This is a genomic window from Microbacterium sp. CGR2 (assembly GCF_003626735.1).
GTDB lineage: Bacteria > Actinomycetota > Actinomycetes > Actinomycetales > Microbacteriaceae > Microbacterium.
Genome location: NZ_RBHX01000001.1, coordinates 457,678 through 477,076, shown reverse-complemented (window position 1 = coordinate 477,076; position 19,399 = coordinate 457,678). Strand labels below are relative to the sequence as shown.

The 19,399-nt window shown below is 66.2% G+C and carries 18 protein-coding genes and 1 tRNA gene; 13 read left to right on the top strand and 6 right to left on the bottom strand.

Annotated features, from left to right (window positions below):
- Positions 1 to 4: 4 nt before the first annotated feature.
- Genes cydB through cydC form a run of 3 tightly spaced genes read left to right on the top strand, consistent with a single transcriptional unit; the run spans position 5 to position 4,331 of the window.
- Positions 5 to 1,033 carry a cytochrome d ubiquinol oxidase subunit II gene (gene cydB, locus D7252_RS02555; protein WP_120773959.1) on the top strand — a complete coding sequence of 343 codons (1,029 nt, stop codon included), beginning with the start codon at positions 5 to 7 and terminating at the stop codon, positions 1,031 to 1,033.
- Positions 1,030 to 2,664, top strand: coding sequence for a thiol reductant ABC exporter subunit CydD (gene cydD / locus D7252_RS02550; RefSeq protein WP_120773958.1), 1,635 nt, complete (start codon positions 1,030 to 1,032; stop codon positions 2,662 to 2,664). Before cydB ends, cydD begins: the two co-directional genes overlap by 4 nt.
- On the top strand, positions 2,661 to 4,331 hold the full coding sequence (gene cydC, locus D7252_RS02545; protein WP_120773957.1) for a thiol reductant ABC exporter subunit CydC: 1,671 nt from the start codon (positions 2,661 to 2,663) through the stop codon (positions 4,329 to 4,331). The genes cydD and cydC overlap by 4 nt, the downstream gene beginning before the upstream one ends.
- Positions 4,332 to 4,352: 21 nt before the next feature.
- Here cydC and D7252_RS02540 read toward each other — a convergent pair whose 3' ends face one another.
- Positions 4,353 to 5,129, bottom strand: a complete 777-nt coding sequence (locus D7252_RS02540; protein ID WP_120773956.1) for a hypothetical protein — start codon at positions 5,127 to 5,129, stop codon at positions 4,353 to 4,355.
- A 108-nt stretch (positions 5,130 to 5,237) separates the two neighbouring features.
- Between D7252_RS02540 and D7252_RS02535 the strand changes: the two genes are divergently transcribed.
- Positions 5,238 to 6,284, top strand: coding sequence for a hypothetical protein (locus D7252_RS02535; RefSeq protein ID WP_120773955.1), 1,047 nt, complete (start codon positions 5,238 to 5,240; stop codon positions 6,282 to 6,284).
- Positions 6,285 to 6,347: 63 nt separating this feature from the next.
- Positions 6,348 to 6,438 (top strand) — tRNA-Ser (locus D7252_RS02530).
- Positions 6,439 to 6,587: 149 nt separating this feature from the next.
- Here the strand turns inward: D7252_RS02530 and D7252_RS02525 are convergent.
- The gene (locus D7252_RS02525; RefSeq protein ID WP_120773954.1) at positions 6,588 to 7,190 is read right to left on the bottom strand and encodes a TetR/AcrR family transcriptional regulator; all 603 of its coding nucleotides are present in this window, start codon (positions 7,188 to 7,190) and stop codon (positions 6,588 to 6,590) included.
- Between the two features lie 140 nt (positions 7,191 to 7,330).
- On the opposite strand from D7252_RS02525, the gene D7252_RS02520 reads away from it, so the two are divergent.
- The 7 genes from D7252_RS02520 to D7252_RS02490 all read left to right on the top strand — a co-directional run bounded on the left by D7252_RS02520 (position 7,331) and on the right by D7252_RS02490 (position 14,253).
- The gene (locus D7252_RS02520) at positions 7,331 to 8,533 is read left to right on the top strand and encodes a cytochrome P450 (protein WP_183055149.1); all 1,203 of its coding nucleotides are present in this window, start codon (positions 7,331 to 7,333) and stop codon (positions 8,531 to 8,533) included.
- A 17-nt stretch (positions 8,534 to 8,550) separates the two neighbouring features.
- A complete protein-coding gene (locus D7252_RS02515) occupies positions 8,551 to 8,748 on the top strand; it encodes a ferredoxin (protein ID WP_120773952.1) in 198 nt (65 codons plus the stop codon).
- 2 nt (positions 8,749 to 8,750) lie between these two features.
- Positions 8,751 to 9,902: an NAD(P)/FAD-dependent oxidoreductase gene (locus D7252_RS02510; protein ID WP_183055148.1), complete on the top strand. Its 1,152-nt coding sequence runs from the start codon at positions 8,751 to 8,753 to the stop codon at positions 9,900 to 9,902.
- Positions 9,903 to 9,936: 34 nt separating this feature from the next.
- Positions 9,937 to 11,397 (top strand): APC family permease, encoded by a 1,461-nt coding sequence (locus tag D7252_RS02505; RefSeq protein ID WP_120773950.1) that lies wholly within the window; start codon positions 9,937 to 9,939, stop codon positions 11,395 to 11,397.
- Positions 11,398 to 11,402: 5 nt separating this feature from the next.
- On the top strand, positions 11,403 to 13,046 hold the full coding sequence (locus tag D7252_RS02500) for an amidohydrolase (protein ID WP_120773949.1): 1,644 nt from the start codon (positions 11,403 to 11,405) through the stop codon (positions 13,044 to 13,046).
- Between the two features lie 38 nt (positions 13,047 to 13,084).
- Positions 13,085 to 13,615 carry a TetR/AcrR family transcriptional regulator gene (locus tag D7252_RS02495; RefSeq protein WP_183055147.1) on the top strand — a complete coding sequence of 177 codons (531 nt, stop codon included), beginning with the start codon at positions 13,085 to 13,087 and terminating at the stop codon, positions 13,613 to 13,615.
- A 281-nt stretch (positions 13,616 to 13,896) separates the two neighbouring features.
- A complete protein-coding gene (locus tag D7252_RS02490; RefSeq protein ID WP_120773947.1) occupies positions 13,897 to 14,253 on the top strand; it encodes a cupin domain-containing protein in 357 nt (118 codons plus the stop codon).
- Positions 14,254 to 14,625: 372 nt separating this feature from the next.
- On the opposite strand, the gene D7252_RS02480 is transcribed toward D7252_RS02490, so the two are convergent.
- The 4 genes from D7252_RS02480 to D7252_RS02455 form a co-directional block, all read right to left on the bottom strand.
- Complete coding sequence (locus D7252_RS02480) at positions 14,626 to 15,255, bottom strand: hypothetical protein (protein WP_147406682.1); 630 nt, start codon at positions 15,253 to 15,255, stop codon at positions 14,626 to 14,628.
- Between the two features lie 214 nt (positions 15,256 to 15,469).
- Complete coding sequence (locus D7252_RS19905; RefSeq protein ID WP_183055146.1) at positions 15,470 to 16,489, bottom strand: hypothetical protein; 1,020 nt, start codon at positions 16,487 to 16,489, stop codon at positions 15,470 to 15,472.
- A gap of 5 nt (positions 16,490 to 16,494) precedes the next feature.
- Complete coding sequence (locus D7252_RS02460) at positions 16,495 to 17,304, bottom strand: hypothetical protein (protein WP_147406681.1); 810 nt, start codon at positions 17,302 to 17,304, stop codon at positions 16,495 to 16,497.
- Positions 17,285 to 17,680 (bottom strand): hypothetical protein, encoded by a 396-nt coding sequence (locus D7252_RS02455; RefSeq protein WP_120776756.1) that lies wholly within the window; start codon positions 17,678 to 17,680, stop codon positions 17,285 to 17,287. The genes D7252_RS02460 and D7252_RS02455 overlap by 20 nt, the downstream gene beginning before the upstream one ends.
- Before the next feature lie 274 nt (positions 17,681 to 17,954).
- Between D7252_RS02455 and D7252_RS02450 the strand changes: the two genes are divergently transcribed.
- Positions 17,955 to 19,385, top strand: coding sequence for an MFS transporter (locus tag D7252_RS02450; RefSeq protein ID WP_120773941.1), 1,431 nt, complete (start codon positions 17,955 to 17,957; stop codon positions 19,383 to 19,385).
- Positions 19,386 to 19,399 lie beyond the last annotated feature (14 nt).

Below are 19,399 nucleotides of genomic sequence, written 5' to 3'. Positions count from 1 at the left end.
CATCATGGATCTCGCCACACTCTGGTTCTGGATCGTCGCCTTCTTCTTCGTCGGCTACTTCGTGCTCGACGGCTTCGACTTCGGCGTCGGCATGTCGTTGCCGTTCCTCGGTAAGAACGATGTCTCCCGCCGACAGGTCATCAACACGATCGGACCGGTCTGGGATCTCAACGAGACCTGGGTCATCGTCGCCGGCGCCGTGCTCTTCGCCTCGTTCCCGGAGTGGTACGCCACTCTCTTCAGCGGGTTCTATCTCCCGCTGCTGCTGATCCTGCTCGCGCTGATCCTGCGCGGGGTCTCCTTCGAATATCGGCATCAGCGCGAGGACGCGGCGTGGAAGCGACGCTTCGACCGGATGATCATCATCGGCTCCGCTGTACCGGCCTTCCTCTGGGGCGTGGCGTTCGGGAACATCGTCCAGGGCGTCGCGATCGACGAGAACCACATCTATGTCGGAGGCTTCTTCGCGCTGCTGAACCCGTACGCGCTGGTGGTCGGCATCACCACCCTGCTGGTGTTCTTCCTGCACGGGGTGCTCTTCGTCGCACTGAAGACCGACGGCCAGGTGCATGAGGATGCGCGGCGGCTCGTGAAGATCGCGGCCCTGCCGACGATTCTCGCCGCGGCCACGACGGTCCTGTGGACAGCGGTCATCGCACTGCAGCGGGAGGCGCCGCTGCTGTGGATGGTGCTCGCAGCGGGCGCGCTCGCCGCGGTCTGCCTGATCGCCGCCGTCGTCTTCTCGGTTCTCGGCCGCGACGGTCGGGCGTTCACCGCGGGCGCGGCCACCGTGATGCTGGCGGTCGTGATGCTGTTCGGTGCGCTGTTCCCCTTCGTCATGCCGTCGACGATCGACCCCGCGTACAGCCTCACGATCGCCAATGCGTCGAGCACGCCGTATACGCTGCAGATCATGAGTTGGACCGCGCTGATCGCCCTGCCGCTCGTGCTCGCGTACCAGACGTGGACCTACTGGATCTTCCGCAAGCGGGTGACACGCAGCTCCATCGAGGGTGCGCCGGCGCACGCATGAAACCCGTCGATCCGCGACTTCTGCGGTACGCCGGTGCGGCACGGGGGTTTCTCGCGGCATCCGCTCTGATCGGTATGGTGCAGACGGCAGTGACGGTGGCCTTCGCCTGGCTTCTGACGGATGCCGTGACCGGCGCCCTCGCCGGGCGGGATGTGACCGCATCCCCGGTCTGGCTGCTGGCAGCGGCGCTGCTGCGCGGCATCTTGATCGCGGCATCGGATGCGGCGGGCACGCGTGCCGCGGCGAAGACCGGCGCGCAACTGCGCTCTGCGCTGATCGCCGCCGTCGGCCGGCTCGGGCCAGGGTGGCTGTCGCAGCGGAACCAGACAGCGCTCGCGGTGACCGCAGGACACGGGCTGGAGGCGCTGGACGCGTACTTCGCACGTTATATCCCCCAACTGGTGCTCACCGTGATCGCGACGCCCGTGCTGGTCGCGGTCATGTGGTGGCAGGACTGGCCGAGCGGGCTGACCGCCGTGGTCACCCTGCCCCTCATCCCGTTGTTCCTCATCCTCATCGGCATGGCGACGCGGACCGTGCAGAAGCGCCAGTGGCAGACGCTGCAGCAGCTGGCATCACGGTTCGCCGACACCGTGCAGGGGCTCTCGACGCTGCGACTCTTCGGCCGGGAGCGGCGGGCCGCCGACCGCATCGAGTCGACCGCCGATGACTACCGCCGCGAGACGATGAAGGTGCTGCGCTTCTCGTTCCTGTCGGGTTTCTCGATGGAGCTGCTGGCCTCACTCGCGGTCGCGCTGATCGCTGTGGCCGTCGGGTTCCGGTTGCTGGCCGGTGACCTGTCGCTCGAAGTCGGGCTCTTCGTGCTGCTGCTCGCGCCCGAGGCGTTCCTGCCGATCCGCCAAGTGGGGGTGCAGTTCCACGCGGCAGCAGAGGGCGTGGCGGCGACCGAGGACGTGTTCGAGGTGCTGGATGCGGCGGGCGAGGCCTCTTCTCCCCGGCCGTTGAGCGAAAGAGTCGGCGACGGTTCGTCCCGGTCGTTGAACGAGGGAGCCGGCGACCCGGCCCTGGTCGTGGCAGACCTGCGGGTTCGCGACCTGCCTGCTGTGACGTTCACGGCCGCACCCGGAACCATCACCCTCATCGAAGGGCCGAGCGGTGCGGGTAAATCGAGTCTGCTCGCGGCGCTGCGCGGCGCCGTGGACTTCGACGGCGCCGCTCGTTTCGCCGATCGTGATGTGCGCGAGCTCTCGCCCGCGGAGTGGCTCGCCTGGTCGGGGCAATCGCCCGGCCTGCTGCGCGGCACCGTCGGCGAGAATGTGGCGCTCGGAGATCCGACGCCCGATGCCGACGGCATCCGCGCCGCGCTGGATGCCGCGTGCGCCGACACGATCGGCGCGGATCGGATGCTCGGCGTGCAGGGCAGCGGACTGTCGGGCGGCCAGGCGCAGCGGGTCGCCGTCGCGAGGGCGCTGTATCGGCACGCCTCTGCTCCCGGTCGGGTGCTCGCCCTGGACGAACCGTCGAGTGCGCTCGACGCCGACACCGAACGTCGCCTGTGGCAGTCGTTGCGGGAGCGGGCGGATGCCGGAGCGACGATCCTGCTCGTCTCGCACCGGCGGTCCGCGCGGGAGATCGCCGACCAGGTGATCGGGTTGGGGGTGCGCGTATGACCGCTCGATCCGTTCAGATATCCAGGGTGCGAGCGACGCTGAGCCTCGCCCAACCGCCGATCCGCCGGTTCCTTCCCGGTCTGATCTGGGGGGTGCTGTCGGCGACCGCTGCCGTCAGCCTCTTGGCCGTCAGCGGCTGGCTGATCGTCAGCGCCTCCATCGTCGACTCTCTCGTTCCGCTGTCCATTGCGGTTGTGGGTGTGCGATTCTTCGCGGTCTCGCGCGCGGTGACGCGGTATCTGGAACGGCTCAGCGGCCACGATGCCGCTCTGCGACAACTCGCCGCCACGCGTGCCGACATGGTGCGCCGGCTCACTCCGCTGTCGCCTGCCGGCCTCGGCACCACGGACCGGGGTCGGATGCTCGCCGCGCTCGTCGACGACGTCGAGAACCTGCAGAACCTTCCACTCCGTGTGGTGCAGCCGCTCGCCGTGGCGGGTGTGGTCGCCGTCGGCGCGGTCGGGTTCATCGCCTTCGTCTCGCCTCCGGCCGCCGTGACCCTGGCTGTCTGCCTGCTCGTCGCTGCGGCGGGCTCGATCGGTCTCGGCTGGGTCTTCGGATCCCGCGCGGAAGCGGTGGTCTCCGCCCGGCGGGCCGATCTCTCGGCCGCCCTCGTCGACTACTTCGGTGGCCTCGATGTTCTCCTGGCATACGGCGCAGAGGCGCAGGCGCGCACACGTATCGCGGAGGCGGATGCTGCGCTGCGACGAGTCGTCTCACGAGCTTCTCTCGCGCAGGCCCTTGCGGCGGGCATCGTCTCCGCGGTCGCGGGAGCCGCGTCGGCGTGGGCGCTCGCCGCCGCGGCGCCAGGCCTCGTCACCGGTGCGATCGACGGCCCCTGGCTCGCGGTCGCGGTGCTCGTGCCGATGGTGGTGTTCGAGGTCTTCGGTGCGGTGCCGGTGGCGGCGGCATCCTGGCGGAGTGTGCGGTCGAGCGCCGAACGCATCGTCGACGTGCTGCCCGCCGACAGGCCGGCCGAGCTTCGAGGCGACGAAGGCGAGGATGCCGAGATCGCAGGCGTACCCGGTGTGCGGCTGCGCGGCGTGCGGGCCGACTGGCCGGGCGGCGCCTCAGCGCTGGACGGCGTCGACCTCGATCTGCGCCCCGGCGAACGTGTGCTGGTCGCGGGTCCGAGCGGTGCCGGCAAGAGTTCGCTCGCCGCGGTGCTCGTCGGGTTCCTGAGGGCGGATGGCGAGTATCTGCTCGACGGGCGGGACGCGACCGCGATGTCCGGCCCCGCGCTTCGGCGCACCGTCGGGCTGTGCGAACAGAGCCCGCAACTGTTTGACGAGGACATCCGGCAGAACCTGCTGTTCGCACGCGACACGGCGACCGATGACGAACTCATGCAGGTGCTCGACCGGGTCGGTCTGGGGGAGTGGGTGCGTGAGCGCGGCGGGCTGGACGCGCGCGTCGGCGACCGCGGCATCCTGGTGTCGGGCGGGCAGGCGCAGCGCATCGCACTCGCCCGTGCGCTGCTGCGCGGCTTCCCCGTGCTGGTGTTGGATGAGCCGACGGCGGGCGTCGACCCTGCGGCATCCGATGCGCTGCTGCGTGATCTGCTCGGTGCGACCGGGGAGCGATCTGTGCTGCTGATCTCGCACGTCGCACCGCCGGAGGGCATGGTCGATCGCACGGTGAGGCTGGAGGCAGGGCGAACGGTCTGAGTGCGCCGTGGCGGAGCTGTCTCAGCGGTTGAGCGGGGTGGGTGGTTCCATCACGATGCCCTGTGCTTCGAAGGCGCGGCGGCGTTCCTCGATCCGCCGGTGCAGTTCCACCTGAGCGTCGTTGACGAACTGCGGGTCGAGCGAAACGGTGGCAGGATGCGCGTCGCCGTGGTGCACCGCGATGTAGGCGTCGAGCTCGGGACCGCTCGTCCACGACGTGATCAGTGCGTAGCGCGGGGCAGTGCCCCGGTGCCAGACTGCGTGCCAGAAGCGCTGCGTGTCGACGATGATGCGGGATCCCGCGCGAAGCGGCAGTCGGATCTCGGTGGCCGGATCGAACCGGTCGGCCCGCAGGATCAGCATCGAATCGGCGTCGTCCGAGAGGTTGAAGAACCCGCGCACCACCCAGCCGGTGCCCTCTTCGTTGAGGCGGTTGTTGTCGTCCTGGTGGAGATTGTAGATCGCGTCGGCGTACTCATTGGGTTGCAGTTCGATCACGCGGCAGCGGCCGACGCCGGCGCCCGGCTCGAGGGCCCACCGCTGCAGGCTCGGGGCGGTCGCCACCTGCGAGGGGATCCAGACACCGTCCTTGTCGGTGCGGGGCGGGGTGTGATTCCAGAAGCCGTTGCAGTCGACGTCACCCGCGTAGCTCGTGAGCGGGGCGAAGCGGGTCACGCCCGAAGAACGCCACCGCACGTACTCGAGATCGAGCCACTCTGCCGGATCGACGGCGACGACCTCGTCGTCGAGGACGACGTAGCCGGTGTCGGCGAGGGCGTCGGAGGTGAGGAAGGCCATCTGCGCATCCTTTCTTCGGGTGCTGAGGCCATGCTAACTCGGACGCCCGCCGGAGGGCGGGAGGTCGCGGGGCAGGACCGGGATGGCAAGCGCCGATACCCTGGGTGAATGACTCAGCCGCAGGGCGCCCTTCTCGTGGGCAGCGTGAACTTCGACGATGCCGAGACCACCATGCGCACTGCCGCAGAAACGCTCGGCACGCACCTCCGCCGCCTCCCCGACGGCGAGGTCGGGAAGAGGTTCCACTGGATCATGTTCCAGCCGGACGTCCTCGGCCAGGCTGACGGCATCGAGCGGGTGGGCGACCAGCCGATCCCGTTCCCCGCCGGCATCGACGCACGCGGCGTGCGCATCGCGGAAGGGGCGGCTGCGGAAGCCCTCGAGCTTCCGCCCCTGGGCTACGCGTCGGCGGCGATCGAGTCCTATGCGATCTTCGTACGGCTTCGTGAGGAGGGTGCCGTGCCCGCCGGCATCCGCTTCCAGGTGTCGCTGCCGACGCCGCTCGCGGTCATCTCATCATTCTTCCACGGCGACGACCGCGCCGCGATCGAGCCCGTGTACACCGCAGCCATCCTCCGTGAGCTCGACGAGATCCTCGCCGCGATCCCCCGCGACGACCTCGCCGTGCAGTGGGATGTCGCCAGCGAGATGGGCATCATCGAGCGGGCGGCCGGATACGGCAGCGTCATGGAGGCGTGGTGGCCGGGAGACCCGTTCGACGGACTCGTGTCGCGCCTCGCGGCGCTGGTCGACGCCGTGCCCGTCGACGTCGAGGTGGGCGTGCACCTCTGCTACGGAGACGCGGGTGAGAAGCACTTCATCGAACCGACGGATGCCGGAAACCTCGTGCGCTACGCCAACGCCGTGGTGGCGGCATCCGCCCGTCCGCTCACGTGGCTGCACCTGCCCGTGCCGATCGGACGCGACGACGCCGACTACTTCGCTCCGCTCGCCGATCTGGCCCCGGTGGAGGAGTTGTATCTCGGGCTCGTTCACCGCGAAGACGGCGCCGACGGTGCGGCCAAGCGGATCGCCGCCGCCGCGGCCTTCGCGCCGGAGTTCGGCGTCGCGACGGAATGCGGCATCGGACGGGCACCCGCCGGGTCGACCGACGGCATCCTGCGCACGCACGCTGAGGTTGCGGCAGCCTGGTGAGGCGCAGGTCCCTGGGGAGAGGCCGATTCGCGCGCCCGGCCGCTCTCGCGTAAGCTATTCCGCGGTGACGTGTCCGAGCGGCCGAAGGTGCAACTCTCGAAAAGTTGTGTAGGGTAACCCCCTACCGTGGGTTCAAATCCCACCGTCACCGCCACCACGAAGGCCCCGACTCCCTTGGAAACACTGGGATGCGGGGCCTTCGTCATGTTCGCTTGCCTGCCAGCGGTAACGCAGCGGTAACTGCGCGGTGATCTACCCAACGGAACCGTCGCGTAGTGTCGCGCCAACGTGAGGGGCGGGCCGTCAGTGGGTGGCCGCACTCGCTTGCGTCAGTGCGCGGATGAAAGAGGCGATCTTCTCTTCGAGGTTTGCCGGGGAGATCTGCTCTGGGTTGATGGCGCATCCGACTGTGAGGCCGTCGACGTAAACGGAGAGCATGTGTGCGAGCGACTCAGGGGGAAGTGCGCTGCGGATCGCGCCGGTCTCGATGGCCAGACGAACGGCCTTGAGGACCGTCGCTTCGTATTCGGCGTGATCCGTCGCAAGTGAGGCGGCGAGGTCGGGTCGATCAGCCAGGCGGCCGAGCAGACCGAGGAATATGCGGTAGTCGAGTGAGCTCGTTTCGTCGATGGGGAGGGCGCGGACGAGAAGGGCGATGAGCGCGGCGACCGGATCACCTTCGTGGCTCTCGACTGCGGCATGCTCACGCTGCAGGGCGAGTCGGTAGGCGTACAGCAGCAGCTCGTCACGGTCTGAGAAGTAGTGCGATATGACCCCGCGAGTCCAGCCGGCGTGTGCGGCAACGCTCCTGACGGAGACGCCTTCGATCCCGTCCCGCGCGAGGACCTCGAGCAGAGCTGTAGCCAGCTCTTCGCGTCGTTTTTCGTAGTCCACGATCTTTGGCACTCGGGTCCTCGTTTCCCTTCGTCGGCGTCGACCGACGCGATCCGCAGTGTGTCGCGGATGTAAATCGCTTGTTACAAGTCTTGTCTAATGCCTCGCAACCGTGCTTATATATGACACTGTCATATTTCAAGGAGGAAATGATGGTTTCACACGAAGCATTCACCGTCGATGAGCTGGTCGAGACGCCCTGGATTCCGTGGGAGCGGGTGACCCCCGAGACGAATGTCCTGCGGACGGAGCGCGGGATCGAGGTGATCGGCTACGACGCGAGTTCCGCTCTCTTGCGGAACACCGACTTCAGCACCGGTCTGCTCGAGCTGTTCGATCACTCGGGTGTGGAAGACGTGACGTTCCGTGATCTCGTCGAGAGCAGCGTGAACTATGTCGAGGGCGCTGCACACACACGGCTGCGTGCAGCGATCGGCTCGTTCTTCACCCCGGCGCGGGTCGCAGGGATGCGCGACGATGTGCGATCCGACATCGAGGCGGCACTCGACGAGATCGGTGACGCAACAGAAGTCGAGCTCGTCGACCAACTGATCCGCGACGTTCCGGCGGGAGTGTTCGCTCGCCTGCTCGGCGTGGATCCGATCGCGGACGGTGGCTTCATCAGCCGGATCTCCGAAGAGTCCGTCCGAGTGTTCGAGATGGACCCCACACTTGGCGAGCATGTCACTCTCGCGTGGACCGAGCTGACGAACTGGGTCGACGACCTGATCGCGATCCACACGCCTGGCACGCCGGACAGCAACGTCATTGACCATCTGCTTGCCCAGCAGGCGGCCGGAAACGTCACCGCCAACGACATCCGCTCGGCCCTTGTCACGCTCTTGGCCGCCAGCACGGATACCACGCAGATCCTCGCGGCGCTGATGTTCTGGTCGTTCGCGCAGAATCCCGACCAGTGGCAGCGGCTGCGGGAGAACCCTGAGCTGGCGTCTTCAGCAGTGACCGAATCCGCTCGGTACCGCCCGGGCGATGCATGGATCTTCCGCGTCGCGACCGTTGATACCCAGATCGACGACGTTCCGGTGCGCGAAGGTGATCACGTCTTCGCCTTGATCGGCGCCGCGCACCGCGACGAGCGCGTCTTCACCGACCCTCACAGATTCGACATCGGCCGCTCGGGGCGGATGCCGTTGAACTGGGGAGTCGGACGCCACTTCTGCATGGGCCGGATGTTCGCGGTCATGGAACTCGAGGAGATGCTCCTCGCGACTTCGCGGCGCTGGGAGCGCATCGAGCACCAGGACCCCGCCGCAGCTGCCACCGCCCCGTACTTGGCGGTGCAACAGCAACTGCCCTTGCGTGTGCATCGCGCTCCAGAACCCGAAGCCGTCTGAACCCCGAAGGAACCCTCATGCCTACTCTCAATCCCAATACACAAGGCTGCATCGGCGCGGGAATCTGCACGAACACCGCACCGACCGTGTTCGACCTCGACGACAGCGGCCTCGTGCGGCTGCGTACCGTCGATGTGGATCCCGCGGACGTGGAAGCCACGGACGCCGCCATCGCGATCTGCCCGGCGCAAGCGCTGGCATGGGCTCAGAGCTAGCCATGACCAGGACGGTCATCGTCGGGGCAGGTGCCGCTGGCCTCACCTGCGCCAAGCAACTCCGACAGCTTGACGAAACCCGCGCGATCACCGTGCTGGACAAGGACCGCGATGTCCCGTACGAGCGCCCTCCGCTGTCCAAAGCGCTGAGCGGCACCGGAGCCGTCAGCGGCGGCACGGAGGAGCTCAAGGGCGCGGGCATCGACGTCGTGTTCGGCACCGCGCTCGGCGCGAACGTCCGAGACCGGCTATTGCACACCAGCGGAGGCGACCTCAGCTACGACGAGCTCGTGCTTGCTCCGGGATCGCGCCCACACCGGCCCGCGTGGGTCTCCGATGAGGTCCATGCCCTGCACTCGCTGCAGGACAGTCGTCGTCTGCGGCAGGCGGTGGCCGCCGCGAGCTCGGCCGTTGTCGTCGGCGGCGGGTTCGTCGGGGCAGAACTGGCGGCGTCGCTGGTGAGCGCGGGCGTACAGACCACATTCGTGTTCCGTGAAGACGCCCTGTTCCGCAACCGCCTCGGAGAAGCCGCTTCGGATCTCCTCAACCGCCTCCACACCGACGCCGGCGTGACGCTCATCCCCAACGGGACGGTCGCAGACGTTCACGCCGGACAACCCGCCCACATCCACCTCACGGACGGGACGACCCTCCGCGCCGATCTGGTCGTCGCGGGAATCGGCTCCCACCCCGACACAGCGTGGCTCAGCGACAGCGGATTGCTCGCTGACGATGCCACGATCCGTACTGACGCCTGCCTGCACACGTCCGCTTCAGGCGTGATGGCCGCAGGGGACAGTGTCAGTTGGATCGGGTTCGACGGCTCCGTGATGCGATCGGCACACTGGACCACGGCGCGGTCGCATGGCCGTCATATCGCGGTCGACCTCGCCGCCGGAACCCGCACACCGTTCCTCGAACCGCCGTATTTCTGGTCGATGCAGCACGGCAGCCTGCTGCAGGGAATCGGGCACGTCGACCCGCAGATCTCTGACATCGAGGTGACCGCGGGGTCCGGGCCCAAGCCCGGGCTTCTTGCCCGCTATCTCGTCGACGGCGAACTCGTCGGTGCCGTCGCCATCAATCACCCCCAAGGCTTCATGGCCGCCCGGGCCGACGTCGAACAGCACGCCGCGTCCACTCCTATCCGCTGACATTCACTACCCGATCCAGATTGTCGAGCACGTCATGACTCAAGCAGATTCCCCTGTCCCCGTCGTCACCCTCAAGTCAGGGGTGCTGACCGCCGGCGGCATCGCCCTCATCGTCGTTGCGGCCGCCGCGCCGCTCAGCCTCATCGCCGGATACGGCCCGATCGGGTTCCTCGTCGGTGGCATCGGTGCCCCCGCAGGGTTCCTCGTCGCCGGGGTTGTCCTGGCCATGTTCGTCGTCGGCATCCTCGCGATGACCCGCTTCGTCGCCAAACCCGGCACGTTCTACGCCTACATCGGCGAAGGACTTGGACCGGCGGCCGGAACCGCTGCGGCCGCATTGGCCATCACCGCGTATCTCACCATCAACATCGGCGGGATGGGCATCGTCAGTGCGACCACACGAGATCTCATCCTTGTCAGCACCGGTATCGACGTTCCCTGGTGGGTTCTCGGCCTCATCATCACGGCACTGATCTGGTACGTCTGCCGTCGTGGCATCGACGTCGGCGTCAAAGTGCTGGTGCTGCTCCTCGTCGCCGAGGTCGGCATTCTGGTCGTGATCGCCTTCGCCGTGCTGGCTCGCACCGGCCCGGCGGAGCTCAGCTTCGCATCCTTCGAGCCTTCCAACGTGTTCACCCCCGGTATGGCCGCCGCGGCTCTGGTGTGGTTCGGTGCGTACTTCGGCATCGAGTCGACCACCATCTACCGCGCGGAAGCGAAGAACCCCGCGCGGACCATCCCGCGGGCCACGGTCATCTCACTGGTGTTCCTCGCCGTGTTCTACTGCTTCGTGGCGTGGGCCATTGCTCAAGCGTTCAGCGTCCCAGATCTGGCCGCAGCAATCGGCGAGAACCCGACGGCGCTGATCTACATCATCGGGGACTACTACCTCGGGCCGTGGGCAGGACTGACCGCCCAGGCGCTCCTCGTAACCAGCTCAATCGCCTCAGGAATCGCCTACTTCAACGCCGTCAGCCGCTACGGACACTCCATGGGCTCCGACGGCATCCTTCCCCGTCTGGCAATGCGTGTGCACCACAAGTACCGGTCGCCGTCCTTCGGCAACGTCCAAGGCCTCGTCACTGCCGCGTTCGTGCTGATCTTCGGCCTGCTCGGGTTGGACCCTTACCTACAGCTGACAGTCTGGTTCTCCAGCCCGGGAACCCTGGGACTGATCTGCCTGATGGCGTTGGCTTCCATCGCCGTCGCGGTGTTCTTCGCCCGTCCCCGTCCAGACATCACCACGGCGCGCCGCGTGCTGTTCAGCGTTATCGCCGCAATCGCCGCCGCGTTGCTGATCGGGGTCCTGGTGATGATGATCCTCAACATCGAACTGCTGACCGGAGCCGGCGGTACCCTGAACACCATCGTGGTGCTCACCCCCGCGGTGGTCTTCGTCGCCGCGTTCATCGGCAGTCTGACCCGTCGCCGATCGCGCCGATCCGTCGAGTCGGAGCCGTCGGCTCAGACGGTCGAATACGTCGAAGGAGTATGACCGCTATGGCTTCGTCGCCCCTCGATGTCGTGTTTCGCGGTTCCTACTGGACCGCGGGGATGGCTTCGCCGGTGACGGGCGCCGTCGCCGTCGCGGGCGAGGTGATGATCGCGGTCGCGCACACGCCAGCTGCGATCGACGAACTCACCTCCTCTGCGGGAGAAGTCATCGACGTCGGCGAAGGGCTCCTTCTGCCCGGCTTCCAGGACGCGCACGTCCACCCCGTGATGGCGGGCGTACACATGCAGGAATGCACCTTGCATGCCTTGGATACTGCGGAGCAGTTCCTCGACGAGATCGCTAGGTACGCGAGCACCCATCCAGACCGACCATGGGTGACGGGGGCCGGATGGACCTTCGCAGCCTTCCCTGACGGTGGCCCTCGCAGAGAAGTTCTGGCCTCCATCTGCCGCGACCGTCCCGCCGCGCTGGTGGTGCGCGACGAGCATGCCGTGTGGGTGAACACCGCCGCCCTCGACCTAGCCGGCATCACCTCCGCCACGCCGGACCCGGTCGGAGGACGCATCGAACGAGACCGGTCCGGCGCTCCCACCGGAGTGCTGCACGAGGCTGCGATGGCGCTGCTCGAAGGCGTGAAGCCGACGCCGACGCCCTCGGATCTCGACACCGCCCTGATCGCAGCGCAGCGAACTCTGCACGCACACGGCGTCACTGGCTGGCAGGACGCGCTCGTCGGGAGTTTCGGGGACATTGCGGACGTCTATGACACCTACCGGCGCGCTGCAGCCGAGGGCCGCCTCACGGCTCGCGTAAACGGTGCCCTGTTCTACGATCCGGCACTCGGTACCGGTCAGATCCCTGGGATGGTTGCGAAAAGGGAAGCGGCCTCAGGACTCTTCACCACGCGCACGGTTAAGATCATGCAGGACGGCATCCCCGAGAATCACACGGCCGCCATGCACGCCCCTTATCTCGATGTCACCGGGCTTCCCACCGATATCGTGGGCGACTCCCTCATCGCTCCGGACGTCCTCCTCGAGGTCGTCGATGAGCTGCAGGCTGCCGGGTTCGACATGCACTTCCACACCATGGGCGACCGGGCGCTCACAGAGGTGCTCGATGCGCTCGAGACAGCGTCCCAGTCAAAGCTGTTCCGTCACCAGATCGCTCACCTGCAATCCGTGCGACCGGATGACATTCCGCGATTCGCCCCACTGAACGTCACCGCGAACATCCAGGCGCTGTGGGCCGCTCACGGACAGCAGATGGACCACCTGTGCATCCCGCTCATCGGAGCGGAACGGGCCGACCAGCAGTTCCCCTTCGCCGACCTCACCCGGGCGGGAGCCAGGCTCTCAGCAGGGAGTGACTGGCCCGTCAGCGACCCCTCGCCGATCAACGCCATTCATGTCGCTGTCAACCGCGTCGCACCGGGGTGTGGACCTGACGCGCCGGTCTTCATCGAGCGGCAGAGGCTCTCCCTTGCCGAGGCGCTTACCGCCTACACCGCAGGAGGGGCGTACGTGAATCGTTGGGATCGGACCGGCTCGATCTCACCGGGAATGCTCGCTGACCTCACCATTCTCGACCGCGACCCGTTCGCCACTCCGCCGCTCGACCTGCATACGATCTCTCCCGTGTCGACCTACGTGGGTGGCAGCCGGGTGTGGACCGCCCCGGAGCACTGATTCGCCCCATGCCGAGACCATCTACCAGACCTGCAATCGTGGCGGCGGCTGAGCAGCTGTTCGTCGAACGCGGACATGCGGCGACCCTTGAGCAGATCGCCGCCGCCGCCGGGGTCTCCAAAGGCGGCCTGCTCTATCACTTCGCCACCAAGGAAGAGCTTCGCGCCGCCGTCTGCCGGGAGGTGGTCGACCGTCTCTGGAGTGTGGTTCACCAGCTGGTCGAGGAGCCCGACCGAGGTGGTGGCGTGCTGTTGTCCGCGTACGTCCGCGCGCTCACCGGCGACAGCGCTGAGGCGGCGCGAATCTTCGCCCCCAGCGCGCTCGCGCCACTTTTCAACGAGACGCCCGCTGCGATCGACGTGCTTCGCGATGATGCAGACAGGTGGCGCCGCGCCTTCGACAGTGACGGGGTCGAGCAACGCCGATCGCTCGTGATCCGCCACAGTGCAGAAGGCGCTGCGACCGCGGCCGCGGAGGGCTACATCGACGCAAAGGAACTGCACCTCATCCGGCTCGAGCTTCTCACGATGATCGAAACGGCCGTCCACCGGGGCGAATCCGTTTCATGAGCCACATCATCCACCTGTGGCAGGGCCGTGCCTAGGTTCGCCGCCCGCTTTCTAGCGGCGGTTCGAACCGTCCTGGGTAACTCTTTTCTCGGTCAAGGCAGGTGATCATTTTCACCTCTGTCGCCTGCGCCGATAGTCCGGATAAGTGGTCTTATCGTGGCCAAAGGGCCAGACGTTGAAGTGAGATGGGGCTGAGTAGGTATCCGGCGTCTGATCAGTGCTCAAGCGGGATCACGAGGCGCGAGCGTCTGCAAAGTAGACGCGTCTGCGAGGATCGAGGAATGCCCGAACCTGTCGATGTCACCACCGCTGATCACTACATCTGGGGCGAGGTATCCGATGGGTGGCGACTGCTCGACAGCCCCGGGCTGTCCGTGATCGAGGAGCGAGTGCCGGCCGGCGCCGGTGAAGAGTGGCATGTGCACGACACGGCGACGCAGTTCTTCTACGTGCTCGAGGGAACCGCTCAGATGCAGACTGCCGAGGGCGCGGTCGACTTAGCCGCCCGACAGGGCGTCGAGATTCCGTCCGGCCTCGCACACCGCTTCTTCAACCCCGGGCCCGCGGGAACGCGGTTTCTGGTGATCAGCACTCCGAATACCCGAGGAGACCGACGTCCCGTCGACCTCGCGGTTTGAGGCGCATGCCTCGAATAGCGTGACTTCCGCACGGTCCCATTAACCCGTGCAGAAGACCACACGCCGCTAACGTCGCGTGCTTCACTGCTTTGGACATGACGACGGCACCCACGAGAAGGACTCGTGGGTGCCGTTAGCTCTTTGTCTGCGCCTCGGCTTATGACGTCCTGGCGCGCGCGGACTTGTTCCTGCGTTGGACGAATTTAGCGCCCAGCCCTGCGGCGACCACGACAATCGGAGTCCCGATGAGGAACACCCCTGAGGCTACCGATGGGAAGGAGGTTGCAAGCAGCGCCAGGGCCGCAATCGCAGCCACGACGAGAATGATGTAGATCAGCCATGAACGCATGGAGAGTCCTTTCAGTCGACTGCTCAGAACGGTGCGGATGAACGACAGTTGATCACAGATCCGCCGTCGACGTCATACCACCAGAGGGTCCGGCCACCGCTGCAAATCCCGTTGGCGACGAGATACGTCGTCGCTACCCCTACGACGATGCCGATGACGGTGCACGCTGCCCATCCCACAGCTGGAATCAGGCAAAGCGCGGCGGCTACCGCAGCCCCGCCACCAGCGGCGAGAGCTTGCTGGTCGACGGTGTTGAACCCGACGGCCATCTTGATGCCCGAGAAGCGAACTTCCAGGAACGGTGTGATCACGTCACTCGGGACCTCAGCAGCCGAATCCGCTTCGATTGCGGCGCGCACATCAGCAGCACTCGGCAGGGTCAGTGATCCTTCCGGGACGACGTACTGATAGAACGTGTATCCGTCTTCCGTGATCTCATTTCTGTGTGCAGGCGAAGCCTCGAGCTCTTCCAATCCCTGCAGGAACACGTCTGGGTCGAGCGCGGCACCTCCGTTCGGTGCCATCTCGTTGAGATCCTCTGATGAGAAGAACATCGAATCGTCCGGCAATGGCTCCGAGGCATGTGCGGGTGATCCCAACATGCCAAGGGCGAGCGCGGTGACTACGCCCACTACAGCGGTTTTAAGCTTCATCGTTGCTCCTCCGTGTCTTGCCGTTCAGAGATTGAACCGCTCCATCACGCTACGTTCCAACGCACGTTAGTGAAGGGCTTCATAGCCCTGGGGTCACGATCGTGATCCGCAGGGCTGGGCTAGAGGCTGATGATCCCGAGCTCGGTGGCGCGAAGAACAACCTGAAGTCGGTTTTCGACGTTCCAGAGCTGGTTGATGTGACGAATATCGGCCTTCACTGTCCCTTCCGCGTAGTGGAGACTCTCAGCGATCTCCGCGTTAGAGCGAACTTCGGTGGAAACTGCGCGAGGACGGAGATCTCCTCGTTGAAGTAGTCCCCGGTCATCATGGCGAAGATGCGCGTGGTGTCCAGGGCCCGGAAGCTGTCGATCGACAGGATCGATGTCTTCACGCTGCCGAAGATGAGTCGGTCGAACTGCTTCTGGTTGGTCCAATGCTGGCGGATGCGCTTGGCGATCCCCGCGGACTCGGATGAAGCACCGACGTAGACCTGCCGGTACTCGTCGAGCACCATGATGTAGACCCCAGGCACGCCAACCCATTCAGTGAGATCTGTCACCTCGGCCATGTCCGGGTGGCCGTCGAGAGCCAGCTGCAGAGTGGTTTCGAACTCGACCGGGTCAAGCGAGGCGAAATGGGCCATGTTCATGTCGAAGTTCGCCAGCACGTCTGCCTGGTGCGCTTCGCACCACTCATCGGTGAGGATGCGGTGCTCGTCGTCGTCGAAGAAGCGACTCTCCCGGTCCCACGCCTCCGGGTTGTCATCCCGGGACCAGCGAGGCATTGAGGATCGCTTGTTGATGGTCGCGTATGTGTCGCGGGAGATCTTCAGGCCGAGGCCGACGTTGCTGCGCACCTTGGTGCCGAAGTGCGTGGCTCTCTCAATGCCTCCGGCGCGGGGTCGACCTCGGCGAGGGATCGCTACGGGGACACCCCAGGCCTTCCGAGAGAGGCGTGTCTGCCAGCGATGCCAGATGAGCGTGTGACCGGAGTCGACCAGCGCATTCAGGGTCGCGTTCGCATCAGCGCCGATGCCGACATCGAAGATGCGGGCGCGGTCGAACTCTAGGTGCTCGCCGTCAGGGATGAGACCTGCGGCGTCCAGACCCCACGGGTCAGCGTCGCGCACGAGGTAGCCTGCATCGGTGAGCTCCCGACGCAGATCCTGCGCTGCTTGGGGCCGCGGCGCCCACACATGGGTCTCGCGTGGCGTGACGGTGACCTCGAGTTCCATCGCGATCACCGTGACTTGATCTTGCAGAGCACCTGAGCCGCCTTGAAGGCCGCGTCGTCATCGAGGATCGGCTCGGTGCGGATCACCTTCGCTGGCTCGTCCAGTCCGCTGTCGACCTGACGCATCCAGTACGCCCAGCACAGACCAGACCCGTCCGCCGGGCGGCCGTGCTTGGAGAGGAACTGGATGCCGAGCGGCAACGTGCCATCGTCGAGCTGGACGTGCTCTCGAATCGCGGCGGCGATCGCTGTGGTGAGCACACGGTCGTCCCCGGTGAGGTCGGACAGCGTGAGCGGCTTCTCTGACTCGCCGTCCTTTGTGGGCCAGGGGCCGGTGAAGAGGTCATGGATGGCAGCGATCGTCTCCGTTGCTGAGGCGTCGATCCACCAGCCATCCGGATATTTGATCGTGTACAGCGCACGTCCATCGCGGAAGGTGCGGGGGAGCCATGAGGCCTTCATGTGATCAGACTCGTCCCATTCGGTGACGATCTCGTTCCAGTAGTCGTCGAGGCTCTTCCCCATGGCATCTGCGGCCGGCTGCAGCGCGCGGCGTTCGGCGTTGATGTCGGTGCGGTAGGTCGCTAGCAGTTCCATGAACGCCGTGACGCGGTCAGCGCTGCTGTAGATGGTTCGTCCGATGGTGTCGTAGCGACTCCAGTTGCCGGGGTCATCGCTGGCTTCTCGAGGCTTCGGCGCGAGTGCCCCGTACGACTCTCGGGCGATCCGGAACGAGGACACCGGACCCGCAACGAGTGCGAGTCCGGTGTCCTGGCAGATGCGCCGTGTGCCCGGCTCAGCCACTGAAGCTGTCATCGATTAGGGCCTGGGCGGCGTTCCCCACGTCCTTGAGGCGGTCCTCTCGGATGGCCATAATCGGGGTGTCGTACTCGAGCCAGGGGTTCGCGCCGATGAACCAGACGCGAGCGACGTGCTCGCCTTCGACCTCGGCGACCTTCTGCCACTGCTCGTATGCGAACACGAGACGCTTCACGACCTCGGGACCCGGCTGGGGGCCGGTTTCCTTGGCCCACTTGTACGAAGCCTTCGTGTCCTTGGAACCTGCCAGGGTGGAGACCAGCGTGCCGCCGAGCGCCGCGTTCAGGCGACGGGTGACCTCGCGAACGTCGAGCTTGATCACTCTCTTGTGCGCGCTGTGCTTCGTGGCCGTCGCGATCGTCTTGCCGCTCATCATCCGACCTCCTCTTCCGTGACTCGTAGTCACACTCTACTCCGGTGACACTGGGAAGGCTACGGTTGTGCCACTAGAAACCCACTACGTCGACACTGCAAGATCATCAATCTCAGCTCGAGCGATGCTCAACGCAGTGAGCTCGTCGTCTCCTTCGCGGACGAGGGCGTGTGCTCTCTGGCTCCGATGAGATTGCAGGACACGGGTACCCCCTATGGGTATAGGCTACACCGCGACCGGACAGTCCGGCGCAGCCTCAGAGGAGGAATGAAACATGTCCACACCCGTACCCATGTCACGAGGGAAGCGGTGGCTCGGTCTCGTACTGATAGCCACTGCGCAGTTCGTCGTCATCATGGACACATCGATCATCGGCGTCGCCCTGCCCGATATCCAGCGCGCTCTGGGCTTCACCCCGGAATCGCTGTCCTGGGTGTTCAACGCCTACGTCGTCGCCTTCGGTGGACTGCTGCTGCTGGGAGGCCGCCTGTCTGACGCGTTCGGGGCACGCAAGATCTTCGTGCTCGGCTGGCTGGTCCTGATCGTCGGCTCGATCATGGCGGGAGCCGCCGGCAACGTGGGTGTCGAGATCGCGGGTCGCGCGATCCAAGGCGCCGGCTCCGCGATGATCGCCCCTGCCGCATTGACCCTCCTGATGATGCTGTTCGGCGGGACGTCCGACCTTCCCAAGGCGTTCGCCGTCTACGGAGCGGCTGCTCCGATCGGCGGCACCGCGGGCGTCTTCCTCGGAGGCGTCCTGACCGAGTACGTGAGCTGGCCGTGGGTGTTCTACGTCACGGTTCCGATCGCGCTGTTCGTGCTCGCTTTCACAGCGACAGCCCTTCCTCGCACTTTCCGAGGAGCGACGGGTTCGATCGATATCGCCGGGGCTGTCACCGTGACCGTCGGACTGGCCGCCGTCGTGTACGCCGTCGTCAACGCTCCGGAGGTCGGTTGGCTCACCTGGTCGACCCTGGGCATGCTCGCCGCAGGAATCGTCTTGCTGGTGATCTTCGTCATCATCCAGGCACGCAGCCGCAATCCGCTGCTGCGCCTCAGCCTGCTCCGCGCGCCTCTTCTCGGGGCCGCGAACGGCGCACAGCTGATGCTCGGTGCCGCCTGGGTGTCGATGTGGTTCTTCCTGAACCTGTACCTGCAGCAGGTTCTCGGCGCCAGCGCCTTCGCCGCGGGTGCCGCGTTGCTTCCGATGACCGGCCTGGTCGTCCTCGTGATGATCGCTCTGGCGCCGCGGCTCCAGGAGAGATTCGGCGCGAAGTCGCTCATCGTCAGCGGCCTCCTGCTGCTAGCGGGAGGTCTGGCATGGCTGGCCTTCGTCCGCCCGGACGGAAACTACGTGGTGGATGTGCTGCCCGCCTCGCTCTTGGCCGCGCTCGGCATGTCGCTCGCTTTCGTCCCTTCGCTCGGCACAGCCATCAACGCGGCGCCTCCGGCGGAGACCGGCGTCGCCTCGGGCCTGGTCAGTACCAGCTACCAGATCGGATCCGCGCTCGGGCTTGCCGTGCTCACGGCGATCGTCTACGGCATTGCCGGCACCGACGCCTCCAAGGTGGAACTCACCCAGGGGTACTCGGCGGCCTTCATCGGCGCAGCGATGCTTGCGCTCTTCGGCGCGATCATCACGGCCATCACCATGACAAAGCCCAGGACTGCTGCGGTCACCTCAGACGAGACCATCTCGGTCTAGCGACCGCCCAACCA

Excerpts from the sequence above, each read along its gene's own strand:
- cydB (WP_120773959.1), top strand. The coding sequence starts at position 5 with ATGGATCTCGCCACACTCTGGTTCTGGATCGTCGCCTTCTTCTTCGTC.
- cydD (WP_120773958.1), top strand. The coding sequence starts at position 1,030 with ATGAAACCCGTCGATCCGCGACTTCTGCGGTACGCCGGTGCGGCACGG.
- cydC (WP_120773957.1), top strand. The coding sequence starts at position 2,661 with ATGACCGCTCGATCCGTTCAGATATCCAGGGTGCGAGCGACGCTGAGC.
- D7252_RS02540 (WP_120773956.1), bottom strand. The coding sequence starts at position 5,129 with ATGGCCTTCCTCACCTCCGACGCCCTCGCCGACACCGGCTACGTCGTC.
- D7252_RS02535 (WP_120773955.1), top strand. The coding sequence starts at position 5,238 with ATGACTCAGCCGCAGGGCGCCCTTCTCGTGGGCAGCGTGAACTTCGAC.
- D7252_RS02520 (WP_183055149.1), top strand. The coding sequence starts at position 7,331 with ATGGTTTCACACGAAGCATTCACCGTCGATGAGCTGGTCGAGACGCCC.
- D7252_RS02515 (WP_120773952.1), top strand. The coding sequence starts at position 8,551 with ATGCCTACTCTCAATCCCAATACACAAGGCTGCATCGGCGCGGGAATC.
- D7252_RS02510 (WP_183055148.1), top strand. The coding sequence starts at position 8,751 with ATGACCAGGACGGTCATCGTCGGGGCAGGTGCCGCTGGCCTCACCTGC.
- D7252_RS02505 (WP_120773950.1), top strand. The coding sequence starts at position 9,937 with ATGACTCAAGCAGATTCCCCTGTCCCCGTCGTCACCCTCAAGTCAGGG.
- D7252_RS02500 (WP_120773949.1), top strand. The coding sequence starts at position 11,403 with ATGGCTTCGTCGCCCCTCGATGTCGTGTTTCGCGGTTCCTACTGGACC.
- D7252_RS02490 (WP_120773947.1), top strand. The coding sequence starts at position 13,897 with ATGCCCGAACCTGTCGATGTCACCACCGCTGATCACTACATCTGGGGC.
- D7252_RS02480 (WP_147406682.1), bottom strand. The coding sequence starts at position 15,255 with ATGAAGCTTAAAACCGCTGTAGTGGGCGTAGTCACCGCGCTCGCCCTT.
- D7252_RS19905 (WP_183055146.1), bottom strand. The coding sequence starts at position 16,489 with ATGGAACTCGAGGTCACCGTCACGCCACGCGAGACCCATGTGTGGGCG.
- D7252_RS02460 (WP_147406681.1), bottom strand. The coding sequence starts at position 17,304 with ATGACAGCTTCAGTGGCTGAGCCGGGCACACGGCGCATCTGCCAGGAC.
- D7252_RS02455 (WP_120776756.1), bottom strand. The coding sequence starts at position 17,680 with ATGAGCGGCAAGACGATCGCGACGGCCACGAAGCACAGCGCGCACAAG.
- D7252_RS02450 (WP_120773941.1), top strand. The coding sequence starts at position 17,955 with ATGTCCACACCCGTACCCATGTCACGAGGGAAGCGGTGGCTCGGTCTC.